At 53.8% G+C, this 19,854-nt stretch carries 16 protein-coding genes and 1 pseudogene; 7 read left to right on the top strand and 10 right to left on the bottom strand.

Annotated elements, in window-relative coordinates; translation table 11 throughout:
* Positions 1-34 precede the first annotated feature (34 nt).
* Positions 35-1,690, bottom strand: a complete 1,656-nt coding sequence (locus EK22_RS07990) for a SulP family inorganic anion transporter (protein WP_200882572.1) — start codon at positions 1,688-1,690, stop codon at positions 35-37.
* Between the two features lie 463 nt (positions 1,691-2,153).
* Between EK22_RS07990 and EK22_RS07985 the strand changes: the two genes are divergently transcribed.
* Genes EK22_RS07985 through EK22_RS07975 form a run of 3 tightly spaced genes read left to right on the top strand, consistent with a single transcriptional unit; the run spans position 2,154 to position 4,337 of the window.
* Positions 2,154-2,423 (top strand): hypothetical protein, encoded by a 270-nt coding sequence (locus tag EK22_RS07985; protein WP_020161200.1) that lies wholly within the window; start codon positions 2,154-2,156, stop codon positions 2,421-2,423.
* Positions 2,398-3,003: an isochorismatase family protein gene (locus tag EK22_RS07980; protein ID WP_020161199.1), complete on the top strand. Its 606-nt coding sequence runs from the start codon at positions 2,398-2,400 to the stop codon at positions 3,001-3,003. Before EK22_RS07985 ends, EK22_RS07980 begins: the two co-directional genes overlap by 26 nt.
* A complete protein-coding gene (locus tag EK22_RS07975) occupies positions 3,000-4,337 on the top strand; it encodes a nicotinate phosphoribosyltransferase (RefSeq protein ID WP_036249684.1) in 1,338 nt (445 codons plus the stop codon). Before EK22_RS07980 ends, EK22_RS07975 begins: the two co-directional genes overlap by 4 nt.
* A 31-nt stretch (positions 4,338-4,368) precedes the next feature.
* On the opposite strand, the gene EK22_RS07970 is transcribed toward EK22_RS07975, so the two are convergent.
* Positions 4,369-5,577 carry an MFS transporter gene (locus EK22_RS07970; protein ID WP_036249829.1) on the bottom strand — a complete coding sequence of 403 codons (1,209 nt, stop codon included), beginning with the start codon at positions 5,575-5,577 and terminating at the stop codon, positions 4,369-4,371.
* A gap of 468 nt (positions 5,578-6,045) precedes the next feature.
* Complete coding sequence (locus tag EK22_RS07965) at positions 6,046-7,308, bottom strand: MgtC/SapB family protein (protein WP_036249682.1); 1,263 nt, start codon at positions 7,306-7,308, stop codon at positions 6,046-6,048.
* Between the two features lie 371 nt (positions 7,309-7,679).
* Between EK22_RS07965 and EK22_RS07960 the strand changes: the two genes are divergently transcribed.
* Positions 7,680-7,964 carry a PA3496 family putative envelope integrity protein gene (locus EK22_RS07960; protein ID WP_020161195.1) on the top strand — a complete coding sequence of 95 codons (285 nt, stop codon included), beginning with the start codon at positions 7,680-7,682 and terminating at the stop codon, positions 7,962-7,964.
* 461 nt (positions 7,965-8,425) lie between these two features.
* Positions 8,426-9,115 (top strand): protein-L-isoaspartate(D-aspartate) O-methyltransferase, encoded by a 690-nt coding sequence (locus tag EK22_RS07955; RefSeq protein ID WP_369798194.1) that lies wholly within the window; start codon positions 8,426-8,428, stop codon positions 9,113-9,115.
* A 45-nt stretch (positions 9,116-9,160) separates the two neighbouring features.
* On the opposite strand, the gene EK22_RS07950 is transcribed toward EK22_RS07955, so the two are convergent.
* The 3 genes from EK22_RS07950 to EK22_RS07940 are packed head-to-tail and all read right to left on the bottom strand — an operon-like array spanning position 9,161 to position 11,782.
* On the bottom strand, positions 9,161-9,919 hold the full coding sequence (locus tag EK22_RS07950; protein WP_036249676.1) for a DUF72 domain-containing protein: 759 nt from the start codon (positions 9,917-9,919) through the stop codon (positions 9,161-9,163).
* A 3-nt stretch (positions 9,920-9,922) separates the two neighbouring features.
* Positions 9,923-11,353, bottom strand: coding sequence for an RtcB family protein (locus EK22_RS07945; protein WP_036249673.1), 1,431 nt, complete (start codon positions 11,351-11,353; stop codon positions 9,923-9,925).
* 9 nt (positions 11,354-11,362) lie between these two features.
* Entirely contained in the window at positions 11,363-11,782 is a 420-nt protein-coding gene (locus tag EK22_RS07940) for an archease (protein ID WP_036249671.1), read from the bottom strand.
* A gap of 458 nt (positions 11,783-12,240) precedes the next feature.
* Between EK22_RS07940 and EK22_RS07935 the strand changes: the two genes are divergently transcribed.
* Entirely contained in the window at positions 12,241-12,546 is a 306-nt protein-coding gene (locus EK22_RS07935) for an Hsp20/alpha crystallin family protein (RefSeq protein ID WP_235209249.1), read from the top strand.
* Between the two features lie 6 nt (positions 12,547-12,552).
* Positions 12,553-14,991 (top strand): endopeptidase La, encoded by a 2,439-nt coding sequence (gene lon, locus EK22_RS07930; protein ID WP_036249668.1) that lies wholly within the window; start codon positions 12,553-12,555, stop codon positions 14,989-14,991.
* A 156-nt stretch (positions 14,992-15,147) separates the two neighbouring features.
* Here the strand turns inward: lon and cysN are convergent, their stop codons facing one another.
* From cysN to EK22_RS07915, 4 genes and pseudogenes are all read right to left on the bottom strand, one after another.
* Positions 15,148-16,776: a sulfate adenylyltransferase subunit CysN gene (cysN, locus tag EK22_RS24905; protein WP_036249827.1), complete on the bottom strand. Its 1,629-nt coding sequence runs from the start codon at positions 16,774-16,776 to the stop codon at positions 15,148-15,150.
* Between the two features lie 51 nt (positions 16,777-16,827).
* Positions 16,828-17,733, bottom strand: a pseudogene (gene cysD, locus EK22_RS24900) (sulfate adenylyltransferase subunit CysD); the annotation flags it as partial.
* Between the two features lie 145 nt (positions 17,734-17,878).
* Positions 17,879-18,577 carry a monofunctional biosynthetic peptidoglycan transglycosylase gene (gene mtgA, locus EK22_RS07920; RefSeq protein ID WP_369798193.1) on the bottom strand — a complete coding sequence of 233 codons (699 nt, stop codon included), beginning with the start codon at positions 18,575-18,577 and terminating at the stop codon, positions 17,879-17,881.
* Between the two features lie 127 nt (positions 18,578-18,704).
* Positions 18,705-19,739 (bottom strand): GGDEF domain-containing protein, encoded by a 1,035-nt coding sequence (locus EK22_RS07915; protein ID WP_036249824.1) that lies wholly within the window; start codon positions 19,737-19,739, stop codon positions 18,705-18,707.
* Positions 19,740-19,854: the final 115 nt, after the last annotated feature.

Genomic DNA, 19,854 nt, shown 5'->3' with positions numbered 1-19,854 from the left:
GTCCGGCCCCCCGTTCTTTGCTGCCAAAAAGGGCTTAACCTTTCCTTTCATCGGCCGTCATTAAGCGCGCGGCCAGCGCATGATCCGAAAACTTTTCCGAAGCCCGGCCTGTCTGCCGGCAACGGCCGCCCCGCGCTTCGTAGTTGTGCATGTAGTCATAAATGAATTCCATGACCGTATGGTCGATCAGATAGCCGTCGGATAAATCAAACACAACCGATTTGCCCGGTTCCAGCGTGGCCAGCGCTTTTTTCAGCGGCAGGAAATTGGAAAAGATCGCCGAACCGGTCAGTTTGACTATTACGGTGTCGTTATTGGGCCGTTCGATGGCGAAATGAATTTTGAACAGGTTGTTGAGCCAGACTCCGCGCGCAATGTGAACAGCCAGCTTGACTATAATGCCGATAGCGACGCCGATCAATAGATCGGTTGCCAGAACGCCTGTGATTGTGACCATGAAAATAAAAAACTGTTCTTTTCCGATACCCATGACTTTGGCGAATTCCCTGGGCGAGGCCAGACGGAAACCGGTGTAGACCAGCAAGGCCGCCAAGGCCGCGAGGGGAATGCTGTGAATCAGGCGCGGAAACAGCATGACGAACAGCAATAGCAGTGCGCCATGAAAGAAATTGGCCCAGCCGGTTTTGGCGCCGTTATTAACGTTGGCGGAGCTGCGCACGATCTCGGCGATCATGGGCATGCCGCCGATCAGGCCGGCGAGCAGGTTGCCGATTCCTACCGCCGTCAGGTCGCGGTCCAGATCGGAGTGGCGTTTATAAGGGTCCAGCTTGTCCACCGCGACGGTGCTGAGCAGGCTTTCAAGGCTGCCTACCAGGCTGATGCCGATCACGGCCTCCCAGAATTCAGTCGTCATAAACTTGGAGAAGTCGGGAAAGTAAAAGCTGGACATGAAATTGTCGGATATTGCGACCAGAAACCTCGGCCCGACTGTTGCTTCATGATGGCCGATGAAAGGCGCATCCGGCAAAAACAGATACATATGTTCGTGGTTCAAGTCGAAAATACGTCCCAGGCCCATGCCGACCAGCACGACGAGAATGGGCGCGGGGATCATTTTCAGCGTGGGGCTTTTCAGCAGCGACCAGATAATCAGAACAACCAGCCCGGCCAGGCCGATCAGGGCGATTTCCGGATTGGGGTTCAGCAGGCTGTGCGGAATCTGCGCCATGGTCGAAAACAGACTGCCCTCTTCAGGCGTCACGCCGAGCATGACAGGGATCTGCTTGGTCATGATAATGATGCCGATCGCGGCCAGCATGCCGTGCACGACCGAGGCCGGGAAAAAAGAACTGAGGCGTCCGGCCTTAAAGACGCCCATCAGGATCTGCAGCACGCTGGCGACGACGATGGCCGCCAGCGTGTAACGGTAGCCGGCCATCGCGTCGCCTTCCCCCAAGGTCTGCACGGCATTCAACACGACAACGATCAAGCCCGCGGCCGGCCCGTTGATCGTCACGTACGAACCGTTGATGCGCGACACCAGCAGGCCGCCGATAATGGCCGTGATAATCCCGGCTGAGGGCGGAAAGCCGGAGGCCATCGAGATGCCCAGGCATAACGGCAAGGCGATAAGAAAAACCAGAAACCCCGACAGCAAATCGCCGCGCCAGTGCGCTTTCAAGCCGGCCAGCCCGGTTTCAGGTAATGCCGAAGACGGAGTATTGATCATGGTTAAGCCTCCACGTTATAAGAATCAATAGCTTTGCAGGAGGATCAGCATTTTCCATGCCAATAAAATGGGATGGTTTAACGCTATGATTTCTTTAGATAAAAGGATGGGGTTGTGGTTGGTTGCGGAGACGATATGGAAAAAAAGGGGGTGCAAAAACACCACAAGCGGTTCATTTGCACCGGCGGCCGGGGATGTCTCATTTCATGAACCGCTGACTTCGCCCCGATCGTGGTTTACTGCAAGCGTTTGAGTCGATAAAGGCGAGTGAGCCCGCCCCGTATACGCTGAAATAGCGGGGCTGTAAGTTTTCCTACTAATTTACCGGACAACTCTTTTTCTATATAAATGCACTTGGTCAATGAATTTTTACAAGTTGTCAGCTGCATGCAAAGATAAAGCAATAACGGGCGCTATCTATTCTATCAACCAGGCTGATCAATATACGAGCTAAGTATCCATAATGAATATGAAAATCGTCTTATCGGTTCTACTGTTATTCGGAGGAGTCCTGATCATCACGCCGGGCATTGATAGCGTTAAGGGCTCTGGACCGGAATTCATCAGGCAAGCCCAGGCCAGGACATATCCAAATGAAGGCCAGGCTAACGATAAGGTCTTCGATATGCCGGGAGCCGGTAATTGCGAGGCCTGTCATTCGCAACCCGATACCTTTTCCGATATTCCGACATCACATTCGTCGATTTATGAACAGCTCATCTCAAGGCGATGAAAAAATCGGGTTAACGAAAGGCGACGCCCTGGTTATAGTGGATCTGCAAAATGATTTCCTGCCCGGCGGCAGCCTGGCGGTACCGGGCGGAGAACAGGTGATACCGGTTCTGAACGGTTATATCGAGCGCTTCGCCAGGCAAGGGCTGCCTATATTTGCCACGCGCGATTGGCATCCGAAAAACCACAGCTCTTTTGTTGCCCAGGGCGGGCCATGGCCCGAACATTGTGTGGCCGGCACCCGAGGCGCGGACTTTGCGCCCAGTTTGCATCTTCCTATCTCGACGCAGGTGATCTCGGCGGGGATCGAGGTTGAGCGCGATGGCTATTCGGCTTTTGAAACGCCCTTCTTCCAACAACAACTCGAGAAGGCCGGTACGACCCGTTTGTTTATCGGCGGCCTGGCAACCGATTATTGTGTCTTGAACACGGTGCTCGATGCACTGGCCCTGCATTACCGGGTATGCCTGCTGTTCGATGCCGTACGCGCAGTCAATGTCAAGCCTCAAGACGGTGAAAAAGCCGTTCAAGAGATGGTCCGGCGAGGCGCCAAACCCATTAAGCAAGCCATGATTTTATGATCCTGGACGGTGCATTGCTGACTGATCTTTATCAGCTGACGATGCTTCAGGGCTATTATGAACAGAACCGGGAAGATCTTGCGGTGTTCGAGTTTTTTGTCCGTAAGCTGCCTAAAAACCGGAGCTATATGGTCGCGGCCGGGTTGGCCCAGGTTTTGGATTATCTTGAAGAACTGCACTTTTCCCCGGATGAAATCGACTGGCTCGCCGGCACCGGTTACTTCAAGCCGGCTGTGCTGGACCGGCTCGCCGCGTTAAGATTCACCGGCGACGTGCATGCCATGCCCGAAGGCACGGTATTTTTCCCGAACGAGCCGATTCTGCGGATCACCGCCCCCTTGCCGGAAGCGCAGATGATTGAAAGCCGGCTCATCAACCTGTTGCATTTCCAGACCCTGATCGCCACCAAGGCCGCGCGCTCCGTGTTGATCGCGCCGGACAAGCTGCTGGTCGATTTCGGCATGCGCCGCGCGCATGGCAGCGAGGCCGGGCTGCTGGCGGCACGGGCCAGTTATCTGACCGGCTTTAGCGGCACCGCGACAGTGAATGCCGGCATGTATTTCGATATCCCGATTTACGGCACGATGGCGCACTCCTTTGTACAGACCTACAGCAACGAAAGTCAGGCCTTCATCGATTTTGCGAAAGCCAATCCCGATAATGTCGTGTTATTGATCGATACCTACGATACCGAAGCGGCCGCCCGGAAGGTCGTTGATCTGGCCGAAACGTTGCGCGCTCTGGGCATCAAAATCAAGGGCGTGCGCATCGATAGCGGCGATTTGGCCGATCATGCCCGCGAGGTCAGATCGATTCTCGATCAGGGCGGCCTTCAGCAGGCCACGATTTTCGCCAGCAGTAGTATTGATGAATACAAACTGGACGCACTGATGACGCAACAGGCGCCGATAGATGGTTTCGGCATCGGCACGCATCTGGATACCTCGGCCGATGCGCCTTATCTCGACTGCGCCTATAAGCTGCAGGAATATGCCGGCATCGCCCGGCGCAAACGCTCGGAAGGCAAGGCAACCTGGCCCGGACGCAAACAGGTCTATCGTAATTATGACGACGATGGCTGCATGGGCGGCGATACCGTAACGCTTGAAAACGCGCCTTGCACGGGACAGCCGTTGCTGCAGCGGGTCATGCAGGGCGGGCGGACTGCGATGCCGCAGCCTTCGCTCACCGAATCCCGGCAGTACACCAAAAACCAGTTAAGCCGGTTGCCGGAAACATTGCGCCAACTCGGTGATACGCCCGGCTATCCGGTGACGATTTCCGCCGAACTGCAAGCGCTGGCGAAACGCGTGGATGAGCAAACCCTTGTTTAACCGGTTCGCCATCGCGGCAAGTCCGAATGCGTCATGTGCCCGGGTCCTGCGCTGTTGCCTGCTCAGGGCTTTTATGGAATATCAGCAGCATCAGCGCCAGCACCGAAAACGCCGCGCCGGCAAGAAAGGTCATGCCTGAACCATAATTATCCCAGAGCCACCCGGCAATGACGCTGGCCAGCAGCATAAACAGGCCGGTTACGAAGTTGAACAGGCCGAATGCCGTGCCTTTCAATTCCCGGGGCGTGGCATTGGCAATCATGGTCGCCAGAATGCCTTGCGTGAACCCCATATGCAATCCCCACAGAGCGACCCCGCACAGGACGGCAAGAATCGAATTCGCCCGCGCCAGTACCAGATCAGCCAGCGCCAGCAGCACAAGCCCCGTGGCCAGCAAGTACTCCTTGCGCACATGGTCCGACAGCACGCCGGCGGGATAAGCCGATAACGCATAGAACAGGCTCATCACGACCATGACCAGGGGAATCCAGGTGATAGACAGGCCCAGCTCCTCGGCGCGCAGTATCAGGAATGCCTCGCTGAACCGGGTCAGCGTGAAGACGGCGCCTATTATGACAATCCGCCAGTAGGCCCTGGAAAAAGCCTTCAGGAATACCAGCCGCAAGGGCGAGCGGAATTGGCGCGGCCTGGCTTTGGCGGCCGGTTCCTTTACCCCGAATACGATTAAAATGATCGTGATTGCCGCCGGCACAACGGCAAACCACAATACCGTTTTCATGTCTCCGTGGTAAAAAGACAATAATACGATGGCAAAAAGAGGCCCGAAAACCGCGCCGACCGTATCCATGGATTGGCGCAGGCCAAAACAGGCGCCCCTGATCGTTAAAGGCGCCACATCGGCAATCAACGCGTCGCGCGGCGCCCCTCGCATGCCCTTGCCGATCCGGTCCAGAAAGCGCGCGGCGAAGACCGTTTCCACGGAACCCGCGAGAGGAAATAATGGCTTGGTCAGCGCCGCCAGGCCGTAACCGGCCAGAATCAGCCATTTCCGGCGGCTGAAAAAATCACTCAATGCCCCCGAAAATATCTTGACGATCAGCGCGGTGGCTTCGGCAATGCCTTCGATCAAGCCGATAGTCAGCGCATCAGCCCCCAGTACCGTGACCATAAACACCGGCAATATGCTGTGCACCAGCTCCGAAGACAAATCCATAAACAGGCTGACGTAGCCGAGTGTCCATATGGTTCCGGGTATCGCGGGCAATTGTCTTTTATACACAGAGTTATCCTCGTAACGGATGCAAAAATATCTATCCCGGAATTTCATAATAACCATAGAGCACACAGAGAGCACAGAGAAAATCAAGTTGTTGTCATTTTCTTCCCGTGACTTCATGAATTACGCAATTCTACCGCCTCCATAATCCTCATGAATGGGGATGAATGCAGAGAAATGACGGGATCATTGTCTGTCCGTTCGTGGTGAAATATTCAGGCTAAGGAGCTGATGTTATGCAGACAATTGACCCCGGCGCCGGCAGGGGCGGGGGCGGTTAAAAATACTATCCGTCTTCCTCTCGGATTGGCCGTCCTTGTGGGAGCGATGCCTACATCGCGACTTGCCGGGCGGTATTGAATCGCGATGTATATCCAAAGGGAATAAAGACATCGTTCCATCCGCCACGAAGCACATCCTGTCCTGAACACATTCGTCGTCCTCTCTCGATAAGTTATGCTGTACCTGATATCAGGTATTAATCTTAAACGCATACAAAATGGAAGCCGCGAATAAACATATCAGCCAGATAGCGGCTGCCCTGACCGAGCGGTTACGGGCAAGGGCGACGGCATAGATTGCTTTCAGCAGGTTATTGCTGCCGCTGGCCAGTATCACGGAGGACACGATGGCCGAACTGGAGACGGTGAATTCGCCGCTCAGCAGCGACAGAATAAAAGGATCGATATCGGTAAAGCCGACGATAATGGATAGAAAATTCAACCCATGGCCGCCGTAATGGCTGGTCACGTATTGGGTAATGCTGGTAAACAGCATAAACGATATGGCAAACACAATGGCGGTTGATAATTCCAGCGGATGCTTAATCACGTCCGCCTCGGATGGGCTGGGCGTATTATCCCGGAAGCGAAACAAGGCGGCCATGGCGGCAAAGGACAGCACGATGGCGGCTGAAAACGGCGCCAGCAGGCGCTGGCCGGCGCTGGGCGAAAACAGGAAAATAATGACGAGCAGCCGGATATACATCATGGCGGTTGCCATGATCAGCGCCGAGGATACAAAGCGCCCCGCTTCCGCCAGATGATGAGCGCGGCGCCCGATGACAACGGTGGCGACGGTACTGGAATACAGTCCGCCTAGAATGCCGGTAATCATCAGGCTGCGGCTCTTGAAAAAATACGTGTTGACCAGATAGCTCAAGTACGAGAAGCCGGATACGATGATCACCGCCAGCCAGACCTTGTCGTAAGTGACCGGCATCATCGGTGCGATGGGTTCATCGGGCAGCAAGGGCAGGATAACGCCGGAGATAATCAGGAACTTGGCCAGGGTCGTGATTTCCTCGCCCGCCAATTTATCGGAAATACGATGGATCAGCGGTTTCTCGCCGAGTATTAAAATCAACGATACGATGAAGAGTATCAGGAACCAGCTGGGGAATATGCTGACAACCGGTCCGGTCAGATAAATCAGCAGGGCAAGCAGAACACTGAACAGCGACAGCATCTCTTTCGACGATAACTGCCAGTAATAAATCAGCAGCATGCCGCCGAGCAGGACAAGGCCGATGCCGAACAGTACGCGCGTGGCGTCCAGGGTGTACAGAATAAATCCTAACAAGCCGATCAGGACAAAAGTACGTGTGCTGCCAAAATGAAACTTATATTGATTCATGCGCTGATAACGGCGGAATTCCAGACCGACGACAAAAGAAAAGGCCACGGTCAGGGCGAATTCGATCAAGAGAGGCGGAATGACATCTGGAAATTCCATGGTCTGGTCCTTGGGCAGCGATTGCGGAGGATGTGCCGGATTTTAGTGCGTTTGACCCGGTAAACAAGCTTCTATCACGGGGCTTCGCGTTATTTTCGTCACGGCTGTATAGGATTTTATGACAAGCTTGTGTATTCTCGCTCTGACTATCGATAACAAGGGTATTGACTTAAGTATATTTACTAATTATGTTGCGCGCACAAATGCGATATAAGTACCGCCACTCGATATTTGAGCGCTTGTTCTTGCCTTTTCAGATGCCAATGATCAGCTCTCGTTCAAGCGATGCTTTCAATCTCATGATTGGATGATTTTGCGTTGCGAATATCGTTGCAGACATTGAAAACAATTTTTTTATGGTTGGTTTAAAAATGAATATGAAATCCTCTCAATCTGTATCAGATGAATCTCTTTTAGATGATGCTTCCCCGGATAAACCCGTTTCGGAATCCGAATCCAGTGAAAGTAAAAGCGAAATCGACCTGGATGTCGAAGACTTCGATTTAAACGACGAGTACATCATATTGCCGACTGAAAACGAGAAGGTAGCCAAGAAAATGGCCGCGCGCAGAAAGATTGAAATGTACTGGGAGAAAAAAAGATTGAAGGAACAGCTCGGCGAATTTGAAAACTTTGATCTTGATTTCGATTTTTAATCCAAGCGCATATAGCAAATTGACCTGGCCTGCCCCAGTTTTAAAATTTAACGAAAAACATTAATTTTACGATCCCCATTGATTCATTAACAACGGAATTGCCGGATACAGGGTATTTTTCTCGACAAGGGAAACGCTCATTGTGTAAATTTCGGCCAATTTTTATCCCTTTAACCATTTTAACCCCCACCTTGCAATACGTTCCTGAACCACCGGTTTTTTAGACTTTCTCCCCGTCCGATACACTTCAATTTTAAGATGATTGCCTAAGTAGTCACCCGAATTTCGTGGCTGTTGAAAAGAGGGTATAAGCGTTTTGATTGAATGACATATCGATAGTCGGTACAAAGGTCGCGTTCTTCAAGCCGGAACACAGGCGCCAGGGATGGCGTATTATTCGTGTTCATGCCGGGTTTGATAGCGTTTTAAACCGATAATGTCGATGCATTGAGGATGAGCGCATGAGAATGAAAGAGATGCAGCACATGCTGTCGGATATTGAATGGGAGGTCAAATTAACCCGTGGCATGATCGGCAAGGATTCATTGGACGAGCGCGTGATGGCGGCCATGAGGCATGTGCCGAGACACGAATTCATACCCAAGGCCTTGCGCGAATACGCCTATCAGAACGCACCCGTGCCGATAGGCGCGGGCCAGACGATTTCGCAGCCCTATATCGTTGCCCTGATGAGCGATTTGCTGAACACGAAGCCTTCGGACGTTGTGCTGGAGATCGGTACGGGTTCAGGCTATCAGGCCGCCATCCTCTCCCGGTTGGTCAGGCAGGTCTACAGCCTCGAGTTTGTCGAGGAACTGGCGACGCTGGCGCGCACCCGGCTGCATGAACTGGGCTATGACAACGTAGAGGTTCGCGCCGGCGACGGCAATCTGGGCTGGCCGGAGCATGCGCCCTATGACGGTATCATAGTCACTGCCGCGGCACCGCATATTCCTCAGGCGTTAATTGATCAATTGCGCACAGGCGCCCGTATGGTCATTCCTTTAGGCTTGCCTTACAGTGCTCAGGAATTGATAGTGGTTGAGAAAAAGCCGGACGGAAAAATCAAGACCGAGGACATTCTCGGCGTCGCTTTCGTGCCGTTGGTTGAAGCGAGGCACTCGGACAGACGCCATGGGACAAGCCGGTGAAAATCAATGCCGGGCACGCGCCGCGGGTCATCATGTGCTGTAGTCTCAAAAGGCGGTGTCCGGCGTATCCAGCCGCTTGTCATTAACCAGCGCCCATAATTCAAGCGCGTTGCGGGGCGCGGCGCCTTGGGCGGTGTTGTCAAAATAAACATGCACTTGCTTGCCCTGTTCTAGCCACTGCTCGATACGCTCGGTCCAATGCATTAGTTCCGGCCTGCTATAGCTGGAAACATAGGTTTGCGTGTGGCCATGCAGGCGAACGTAAACCAGATCCGTGGTCACGCATTCCCACAGGGGCCAGGCTTCGGCATCGGACTGGCATGCAGCGACGCCGGCTTCCGCCAGGGCGTGCGCCGTTTCATCGTCAAACCAGGACTGGTGCCTGAACTCCACGGCATGACGGACTTCCCGCCATTGTTCCAAAGCGGCGATAAACTGTTGCAGTTTGTCCGGGTTTTTTTTGACCAGGCCGGGCAACTGCCATAGCACGACAGCCAGTTTTTCTTTCAGCGCTTTGGCGTGATTTTTCTCAATCAGAACCGACGCGGACGGATCGGTTAATTTTTTATGATGGGTCAGGTAGCGATTGGCCTTGATTGCGAATCTGAAGCCGGCCGGCGTTTCCTCGGCCCATTTTTGAAAAGTACGGGGGCTTTGCAAACGATAAAAAGTCCCGTTGATTTCCACGGCCGGGAGTCGCTCCGCATAGAACTTTAACCGATTCTTGCGAATAACGCCGGCATAGAAACCATCCTGCCAGTCCGGATAATTCCAGCCGCTGGTACCTACGTAAAATCGCGGCACGCTTTAACCTTTTATGCAGATGACAGGTTCCAGTTGGGCCACTTTTTTCGCCAGGCCGGCCCGGTCCGCCACATCGATGACGGCGCGCACATCCTTATACGCCAGCGGCGCTTCCTCGGCGATGCCGCGCATGGACGCGCTGCGGATGAGGATGCCCCGGTCCGCCAGTTCATCAATCAATGCCCTGCCGCGCCATTGCTTGGTCGCCTGGTGGCGGCTCATGGCCCGGCCCGCGCCATGGCATGCCGAACTGAAGGCGCGCAGTTCGCTGTCTTTCGTGCCGCACAGCACATAGGAGCTGGTTCCCATCGAGCCTCCGATCAGCACCGGCTGGCCGACATCGCGGTACTCGGGCGGCAAGTCCGGGTGCCCCGGCCCAAACGCCCGGGTGGCGCCTTTACGATGCACGAACAGGTTTCTTTTCACGCCGTCGATAGCATGTGGCTCCAGTTTGCAGGTGTTGTGCGAAACATCGTACAGCAGGTCGAGATGGAGTCCCGGAAACACCGCCGACACGGCTTTGCGGGTCAGGTGCGTGATGATCTGCCGGTTGGCCAGGGCGCAGTTGATGCCGGCGCGCATGGCGCCCAGGTATTTTTTTCCCAACGGCGAATCCAGCGGCGCGCAGGCCAGTTCCCGGTCGGGCAGGGCAATATGGTATTGAGGCGCCGCCAGGGCCATATCTTTTAGAAATTCGGTGCCGATTTGATGGCCCAGGCCTCTGGAGCCGCAGTGAATAGTGATGACGATGGCGTCGCGCTTGAGTCGGTAAGCATCGGCCAGGGTCGGGTTGTAAATATCGGCGACCCGCTGTACTTCAAGATAATGGTTTCCGGAACCCAGGGTACCCATTTCGTCTTTTTGCCGCTCCCGTGCTCTGGTGGAGACCTGTTGGGGTTCGGCGCCGGCCATGCAGCCGCGTTCCTCGGTGAAGGCCAGGTCTCGGGCGGTGCCGAATCCCTGTTCGACGGCCCATGAGGCGCCGCCTTTGAGCATGGCTATCATGCCGTCATGGTTCAGATGGATTTTACCCTTGCTGCCGACGCCCGCCGGAATCGCGCGATACAACTCATCCGCCAGCTGGTGCTGATGAGGCTGTAAATCGGTCATGTCCAGGCCGGTGAGCAGGGTGCGCACGCCGCAGGATATGTCGAATCCCACGCCGCCGGCCGAAATGACGCCACCCTGCGCCGGGTCGAAGGCGGCGACGCCGCCGATAGGGAAGCCGTAGCCCCAGTGCGCGTCGGGCATGGCATAGGCGGCTTCGACAATGCCGGGCAATGAGGCTACGTTGGTAAGCTGTTCGTACACTTTCTGGTCCATGTCGCGCAGCAGTCGTTCATCGGCATAAATGATCGCCGGCACGCGCATGGCGCCTTGGGACGGAATTTCCCAGCAGGTTTCATCGCGTTGTATGAATTGAGAGATATCCATGAGTATCCTTTAAACGTCGACGACGCATTGGGTAACCCATAGGCCGTCCGGTTGTTGATAAACATGCGGCTCGGTCAGCGCGGCGCCTTGTATTTTCACGGCAGGCTGGTGTTGTTGCCGGTCCACGGCTTCGCCAAAGGTGCTTGCCGTCAAGCCTTCCTCATCAAGGGACACCTGGAACCGGTTGAACAACAGGCCGTTAACCGTCGTGATGCATGCCCGTTCGTTGATCCAGCCCGGAAACGGAAATGCGTTGTCGCACCCCGTGCAATGTATCCGGATCGCTTCCGATGGCGGAATATGAGCGGGATCGGCTATTACCGCGGTCATGGCCGGCGTCGCCTGCTCGACGTTTTGGTTGAGCGTCGGAGCGATTCCGCGTATGCCCATATAGGCTTGGTGTTCAAAATGTTCCCAATAAGGCGACATAGCTTCACTTTGCCGTTGGTGAGTTTATTTCTTCGTAATAATGTTTCATACTACGATGAAAAAGCCCTATTGAGATATAGCGCGACTTACCTAAGTAATGGTACTGATTATCTTATTGCTGTTTATACTATAGATTAAACTTAATTTTGGCTCGAAAGCAGCAAAGCCGCGAATGTTTAATATGCACCTATGATCTTGAAAAATATGATGTTGTAGCGGGCAAATGGATTATTTTTCAGACTGAGCTTTCGGGCCGGCCTTTCTGTCATGTCTTGGGTGAAACCTGCCAGCCCTGCGTTGGTTTATCTGTTTTGCTTCATGATGCAAGTAATAATACCGACAATCTGAAATAAAACATTATGCCGTTACGTAATTTTGAATTTTCAATGTGGGCGGAAGCCTGTGAAGTGCTGGATCGTGCCGACCGGCTGCATCGGCGGTTTTTCAGGCCTCGCGTCATGAATGCCAAGCGTCCAATCTGGGAGCCGCCGATCGATATTTATGAAACTCAGCATGAATTCACAATTATGGTCGCGCTGCCCGGTGTGGAAACGGAAAATATCAAGGTAAGCTTTGAGGATGGTTTATTGGTGGTGGGCGGGCGGCGTTTCCTGCCGGTTGGCGCCGAGGCTGAGATTCAACGGCTGGAGATTCCGTATGGTCGGTTTGAGCGGAGCATAGAGCTTCCCGATGGGCGTTTTGAATTGGGCCCGCACGAGTTTATGAATGGCTGTCTACTAATTTCACTACGGAAAATAGGATGACTTCATATGCGGATCAAGGACCTTAAAGACTTAATTCTGGGGTCAAAAGGCGATTCTGACGATGATTCGGCCGCGATGCGGAAGGCTCAGGATGATCAGTCCCGGCTATTCATTCCCGACGATGCCTTGGTCATCGTGCCCATGCTCGGTACCGTATTGTTTCCTCAGGTTGTCCTGCCGTTGGTGATTGGCCGAAAACAGTCGATCGCGGCCGTGCAGTATGCGGTGCGTTCCGAAAAGCCGATCGGCTTGCTGCTGCGGCGCGATGACCGGGATGAGGATCCTGCCCCCGATGATCTCTATACGGTCGGCACCGTGGCGGAAATATTGCGATACCTGACCGCCCCGGATGGTAATCATCATATTGTCTGCCAGGGACTCCAACGCTTCCGGGTCAAGGAGTTCCTGTCCGGGTATCCTTTTCTGGTGGCGCGTTGGGAGGAGCACCAGGAACCTGAAGAAACAACCAAGGATATCGAGGCGCGCGTTGTCACGCTTAAGCGGAAAGCGCTGGAGGTGTTGAATTTATCAAAGCAAGTGCCGGATGAACTGGTGAGCGCCGTTCAGTTGATCAATTCGGCGCCCATGCTGGCAGACCTGGTTTCCAGCTATCTGATCACGAAAGCGGAAGAGAAACAGCAGATTCTGGGGCTGTTCGATGTTCAGAAACGTATCGATAAGATATTGGAGATGCTCAATTACAGGATTGAAGTATTGAAGCTTTCCAATCAAATTAATGAGCAGACCCAGGAAACGATGGGACAGCGCCAGCGTGAGTTCGTCCTGAGAGAACAATTGAAAGCCATCCAAAAGGAACTGGGCGAGGGCGAGGAAGGCGCGGTCGAGATCGAGGAAATCAGCAACGCCATCGCGGCAGCCAAAATGCCTGAAGAGGTGGAAAAGCATGCCCGCAAGGAATTGAACCGCCTGCGGCAAATGCCCGAGGCAGCCGGCGAGTACTCCATGCTGCGCAGCTATCTGGACTGGCTGGTTGAAATACCCTGGTCGGTCGCCAGCACGGGGGATATCGATATCAGTAAGGCGCGCGAGATTCTCAACGAGGATCATTACGGCCTGGACAAGATCAAGCAGCGCATTCTGGAATATCTGGCCGTGCGCAAGCTGAATCCGGAAGGCAAAAGCCCGATACTTTGCTTTGTCGGGCCTCCAGGCGTCGGCAAAACCTCACTGGGACGGAGTATTGCCCGAGCGATAGAACGCGAATTCGTGCGCACCAGCCTGGGCGGCCTGCATGATGAAGCCGAGATCAGAGGGCACCGGCGCACTTATCTGGGCGCGCTGCCCGGTATTATCATTCAGTCCATCCGAAAGGCCGGTACCAACAATCCAGTGTTCATGCTCGATGAAATGGACAAGATCGGCGCGGGGTTTCAGGGTGATCCTTCCGCGGCGCTGCTGGAAGTGCTGGATCCGGAACAGAACTCGACTTTTCGCGATAATTATCTGGCGGTCCCGTTTGATCTGAGCCATGTCATGTTCATCGGAACGGCCAATGTCCTGGACAATATTCCCATTCCCCTGCGCGACCGCATGGAAGTGATAGAACTGTCCGGCTATACGGCCGATGAAAAGGAGCAGATCGCCAAGCGTTATCTGGTCGGCAGGCAACTGGTCGCGAACGGGTTGACGTCCGAGCAATGCTCCATTACCGATCAGGCGATACGGACCATTATCCAGGAATACACGCGTGAAGCCGGTTGCCGGAATCTGGAACGTGAAATAGGCGCTGTGTTCCGGCATATTGCCATGCGCATTGCCGAAGGCGATGTGACTCAGGCGCATATTGATGCCGAGCAAATCCCGGCTATTCTGGGGCCGAGAAAATTTGAGAACGATGTCGCCATGCGCACCAGCGTGCCGGGCGTCGCGACAGGACTTGCCTGGACGCCCGTCGGCGGCGACATCCTGTTTATCGAAGCGACCCGCATACCCGGCACCGGCAAGTTGATCCTGACCGGGCAGCTCGGCGACGTCATGAAAGAAAGCGCGCAGGCGGCATTGAGCCTAATCAAATTTCGGGCGATTGAATTCGGTTTGAGTCTGGATCTATTCGAAAAGACCGACATTCATGTGCATGTGCCGGCCGGGGCCATTCCCAAGGATGGCCCCAGCGCCGGCGTGGCGATATTCGTGGCCTTGTATTCGGCATTCTCGGAGCGTATTGTGCAAAACGACGTGGCCATGACCGGGGAAATCAGTTTGCGCGGACTGGTTCTGCCGGTCGGCGGCATCAAGGAAAAAGTCATTGCCGCGGCGCGTGCCGGCATTAAAACGGTCATGCTGCCGGCGCGCAATCAAAGGGATTTTGAGGAAATCCCGAAAGCGGTCCGGGATCAGCTCCAGTTTGTCTGGCTGGAGAATGTTGACGATGCGCTGGAGGTTGCCGTGGAAAAGGAGGATGAGAACAGTCCTGAACCGACATGATACAAGGCAGAAGCGCCTGCATCAATCAAGGGCATAAAAAACCGCGAAGAACGCGAAGTGTTGCAGGGTCGAGGAACAGCGGCACGCGCTCTACGGTTGGAAATGTTGAACAGCAAAAAAGAGGCGCCTGAGCGCCTCTTTTTTTTGCCTGCAGGATCAATAAATGATTTTCTGATCCTTCAAAGCCGCGTAGATATCGTCAATCGATTGATTATCGCTGTCAAATGCGATGTCCGACAGCTCGGCATTGCTGTTCACGCACAAGCAGATCAGGCCGGCATTTTTGACGGCCTGAATAAGCGGCGCCGCGTCTTCGGCTTCCAGGATGGTTGTGGCATGGCCGGTGTCGAATAATTTCCGTTCCAGTTGATACGCCATGTCCTTGCCATTGGCGCCGGTCAAGGCGATAGCCGTGGCCGTCTGACTGAATCGCGCCGCCCGTTCCGCTATGCTGACCGGTTGCTGAATTTCATCTTCCGTATGGCCGATGATCATGCCGGCGCCGACCGTGCCGTTGGTCAGGCGGTCGATGATAATGAACGAGCCCGTGCCCTTAGTGCGCTTGTAGGGGTCGAATACCACGGGGGCGTTGACTGAAACCGTGCAGGTGCCGATCTCGTTGAGCTTCAATTCGCTGGCATCGTGATGTTCCAGGGTATTGACATCGATACGGTGATGGATCATCGAGATGGAGCCGGGCACGCTGCGGGTGGCCAGCTTGATAAGGTACTGGCGGCCGGGCGTCATGGCTTGCTCGGCCATCCAGACGATGCTGGCCTTGAATTTATCGGCGACCGTGGCCGGGGCTTTCTCCGTGCCGACAATCATGTCGCCGCGGCTGATGTCGATTTCGTCTTCCAGCGTCAATGTCACGGCCATCGGCGGAAACGCCTGATCAAGATCGCCGTCGTAAGTCACGATTGACTTGATTTTGCTGCTTTTGCCCGAGGGCAGGGCGGTAACGCGGTCGCCCTTGCGGAAAATGCCTGATGCCACCGTGCCGCAGAAACCGCGGAAGTCAAGGTTGGGACGGTTGACATACTGGACGGGGAAGCGTGCGTCGTCGAAATTGCGGTCGTTGGCGATTTCAATGGTGTTCAGCGCTTCCATCATCGGCATGCCGGTAAACCAGGGCATGTTGTCGCTACGGTTGACCACGTTGTCGCCGTCCAATGCCGACATCGGGATAAAGGTAATGTCGTGCAGATCCAGCGTCTGGGTAAATGCCAGGTAATCGGCCTTGATTTGATTGAAGGTTGCTTCGCTATAATCGACCAGGTCCATTTTGTTGACCGCGACGATGATATGTCTGATGCCCAGCAACGAGGCGATGAAACTGTGACGCTTGGTCTGGGTTTGCACGCCGTAACGCGCGTCGATCAGAATGACGGCCAGATCGCAGGTCGAGGCGCCCGTGGCCATGTTGCGCGTATATTGCTCATGGCCCGGGGTGTCGGCAATGATGAATTTGCGGGTGGCGGTGGAGAAATAGCGATAAGCGACATCGATTGTAATGCCCTGTTCGCGTTCCGCCTGCAAGCCGTCAACCAGCAAGGCCAGATCGATCTTACCGGCGCCCGTGGTGCCGGATTTGACGCTGTCGGCCTGAACCGCGGCTAGCTGGTCTTCGTAGATCATCTTGGAATCATGCAGCAGGCGGCCGATCAGCGTGCTTTTTCCATCGTCGACATTGCCGCAGGTCAAGAATCGTAACAATTCCTTGCGCTCATGCTGCGCCAGATAGGCATTGATGTCGGAACTGATTAAATCGGATTGGTGTGACATAGTGTTGTTTCTCTGAATTCCTGTTATATGTTGCAGTGGCGGGTATCGTTTGAAATACCCTTCGCGCTTTTTCTGCTCCATGGAGCCGGCCTGGTCGTGATCGATCAGTCGCCCCTGGCGTTCAGAGGTTGTGGTCAACAGCATTTCCTGAATGATTTCAGGCAGCGTGGTGGCGGTCGATTCGACGGCGCCTGTCAGTGGATAGCAGCCCAGGGTGCGGAAGCGGACCATTTTCATTTCCACCTTGTCGCCCGGCTCGATCGGCATGCGGTCGTCGTCGACCATGATCAGCATGCCGTCCTTGTTGACGACGGGGCGTTCCTTGGCGAAATACAGCGGCACAATCGGGATGTTTTCCAGATGAATGTATTGCCAGATGTCCAGTTCGGTCCAGTTGGAAAGCGGGAACACGCGAATGCTTTCGCCCTTGTCGATTCTGCCGTTATAGATGTTCCATAATTCAGGCCGCTGATTCTTGGGGTCCCAGCGATGATTCTTGTCGCGGAAGGAATAGACGCGTTCTTTCGCGCGGGATTTTTCCTCGTCGCGCCGGGCGCCGCCGAAAGCAGCGTCGAACTGATATTTGTTCAGCGCCTGCTTGAGACCTTCGGTTTTCATGACATCGGTATGTTTTTTACTGCCATGGGTAAACGGCCCGATGCCCTGCTCGACGCCGTCCTGGTTGACATGGACCAGCAGGTCAAGGCCCAGGTCCTTGATCATGTGGTCGCGAAACTCGATCATTTCCTTGAATTTCCAGGTCGTGTCGACGTGCATCAGAGGGAAGGGCGGTTTGCCAGGATGAAAAGCCTTCATGGTCAGATGCAACATGACGGCTGAATCCTTGCCGATGGAATACAACATCACCGGGCGTTCAAATTCGGCGGCTACTTCACGAATAATATGAATACTTTCAGCTTCCAGCTGTTTGAGGTGGGTCAGTTTATAATCAGTCATTAATAATCCGTCAGGAGTGAGTACCACGGTATATTTATCGAGCGGGATCGATAAGATAATAATTTCCGCTATTTTAATTTGATCAGGCGGTTAATGCCAGATTTGCCTGAAATTTATTGTATCGTGCCGGCTATGGTTAATAATATTACCGATTCTTGATGGATGGGTAGCCGAGGTTTTTCATTTGCCTGAGAATCCAGTGCTGGCGCTTGAGCACATAATTCGAGGGATGTTTTGCGTGCAGGGTGATCGGGTTGGGTAGCGTGGCGGCCAGCAGCGCCGCCTGGGAACGGTTGAGATGTTTTGCGGCAATGCCGAAATAGTGGCGGCTGGCCGCTTCTATGCCGAATAAATGATCACCGAATTCGGCTATGTTCAGATACATCACCAGTATCCGTTCCTTGCTCCACAGTAATTCAATCAACAGCGTAAACCAGGCTTCCACTCCCTTGCGCAAGAAACTTTTTGACGGGATCAGGAACAGGTTTTTGGCGACTTGCTGGGAAATCGTGCTGGCTCCCCTCAGCTTGCCGCCGCCCATATACACATCGATCGAGGACTGTATGGCGTTCAGATCAAACCCGGAGTGCCGGAAAAAACGCTGGTCTTCGGAGGCAATAACGGCCGCCGAGGCATTGGAGGAGATTTTGTCGGCGCCGACCCAGGTATAGTCGATGGCTTGGAATGGCTGGTTATCGGCCAAGTCCTCAAAATGCCGATACATCATAAATGCCGAGGTTGGCGCGGGAAGCCAGCGTAATAAGGCGCACAGGCCAACGGATGTAACCACAAAAGTCAGCAGCAAATAAAGCGCCGCGTTTCGTAGTTTAAGTTTCAGTGGCAATGAGCGGGAAGTGCGTTTTCTCAAGGAACGGGCTTGTTTTGTCAAATCGATAAAGTTTTTTCTATGGGTTCGAACCGATGCGGCGTCATCAAGCGGAACGGCTTCGGGGTTAAATTTGGGCGATAAGTCAAGGCGTGTTTTCAACGACAATTTTGTTGCGTCCGGTCTCCTTGGCCCGGTAAAGGGCGGCATCGGCCCGGTCGATAATGCTTTCCATCGTATCATCGGCCCGCAGTATCGCAATACCCGAAGAGACCGTAACCTTGCCGATGGTTTCGGTATTGTCCTTGCGTGTCAGGCGGGTGCTTTCCATGATTTTTCTGATGTGCTCGATAATATCCAGGGCCTCGGCCAATACCGTATCCGGCATGATAATGGCCATTTCCTCGCCCCCATAGCGCGCGGCATGATGATGGCCGGCGATATATTTTTTCAACAGCGAGGCGAAAAACCGCAATACTTTATCACCGACTAAATGGCCATGGCTATCGTTGACTTGCTTGAAGTGATTCAGGTCCAATAATGCCAGGCAGCCGTGTTGACAGGTCGGACTGGCTACGAATGCGGTCAAGGCATTATCAAAAGCCCGCCGATTCAACAGCCCTGTCAAGGCATCGGTTTTAGCGATCTCGCGCACCTGGGCAAGTTCGTTCCGAAGCAGTTCCATTTCCTTGTGAGTTTCGTTCAGCTGGGCTTTTAAAGTGTTACTGGCTTCGGCGAGTTGCCTGGTTTCCTGGATAATTTCAGCCAGGATGACGCGCAGATCGGTTGGCGCTTCGGTTGTTTGCAAGGTCTGGGAGTTAACCGTGAGATGATCGCCGGCGACCGATGCTTTTTCACTGGCAAGATTGACGGCCAGTACTGTTTGTTCGATCAGCTGCCGCAGTTGGTGGTTAATTTTTTCAAAAGACTCAACCGATGCATTACAGATATGCGTTTTATAAAGATTTAAGCTGGTTTCGGGGTCAAATGTTTTTTTGTCGCGGATTAATGTATCGACTTCCTGATTCAGCTGCAGGTTATTACCGGTGACATATTCGTACCAGATGGCATAGTTTATGGGGTCCGTTGGAATATTATTCTTTATCATCAACGGTAAACTTTGCCGCAGATACTCCCGGTGCTGTTCAGGCGGTGCATTATAGGTGGGTAAAAAAGACATGGTGTCCGTCATGTTCGATGGCAGATTTTGCACAAATAAAATCTCGGATTATCTGTAAGGAATTTATCGGAGTTTAAATTAAAATGAAGTCCATGCAATAAGCTTTTCCGGGTTT

The sequence above is a fragment of the Methylobacter sp. BBA5.1 genome (assembly GCF_000746145.1).
GTDB lineage: Bacteria > Pseudomonadota > Gammaproteobacteria > Methylococcales > Methylomonadaceae > Methylobacter > Methylobacter marinus.
Note: the sequence above shows the minus strand (reverse complement) of the source record. Positions and strands in the feature narration are given on the sequence as shown.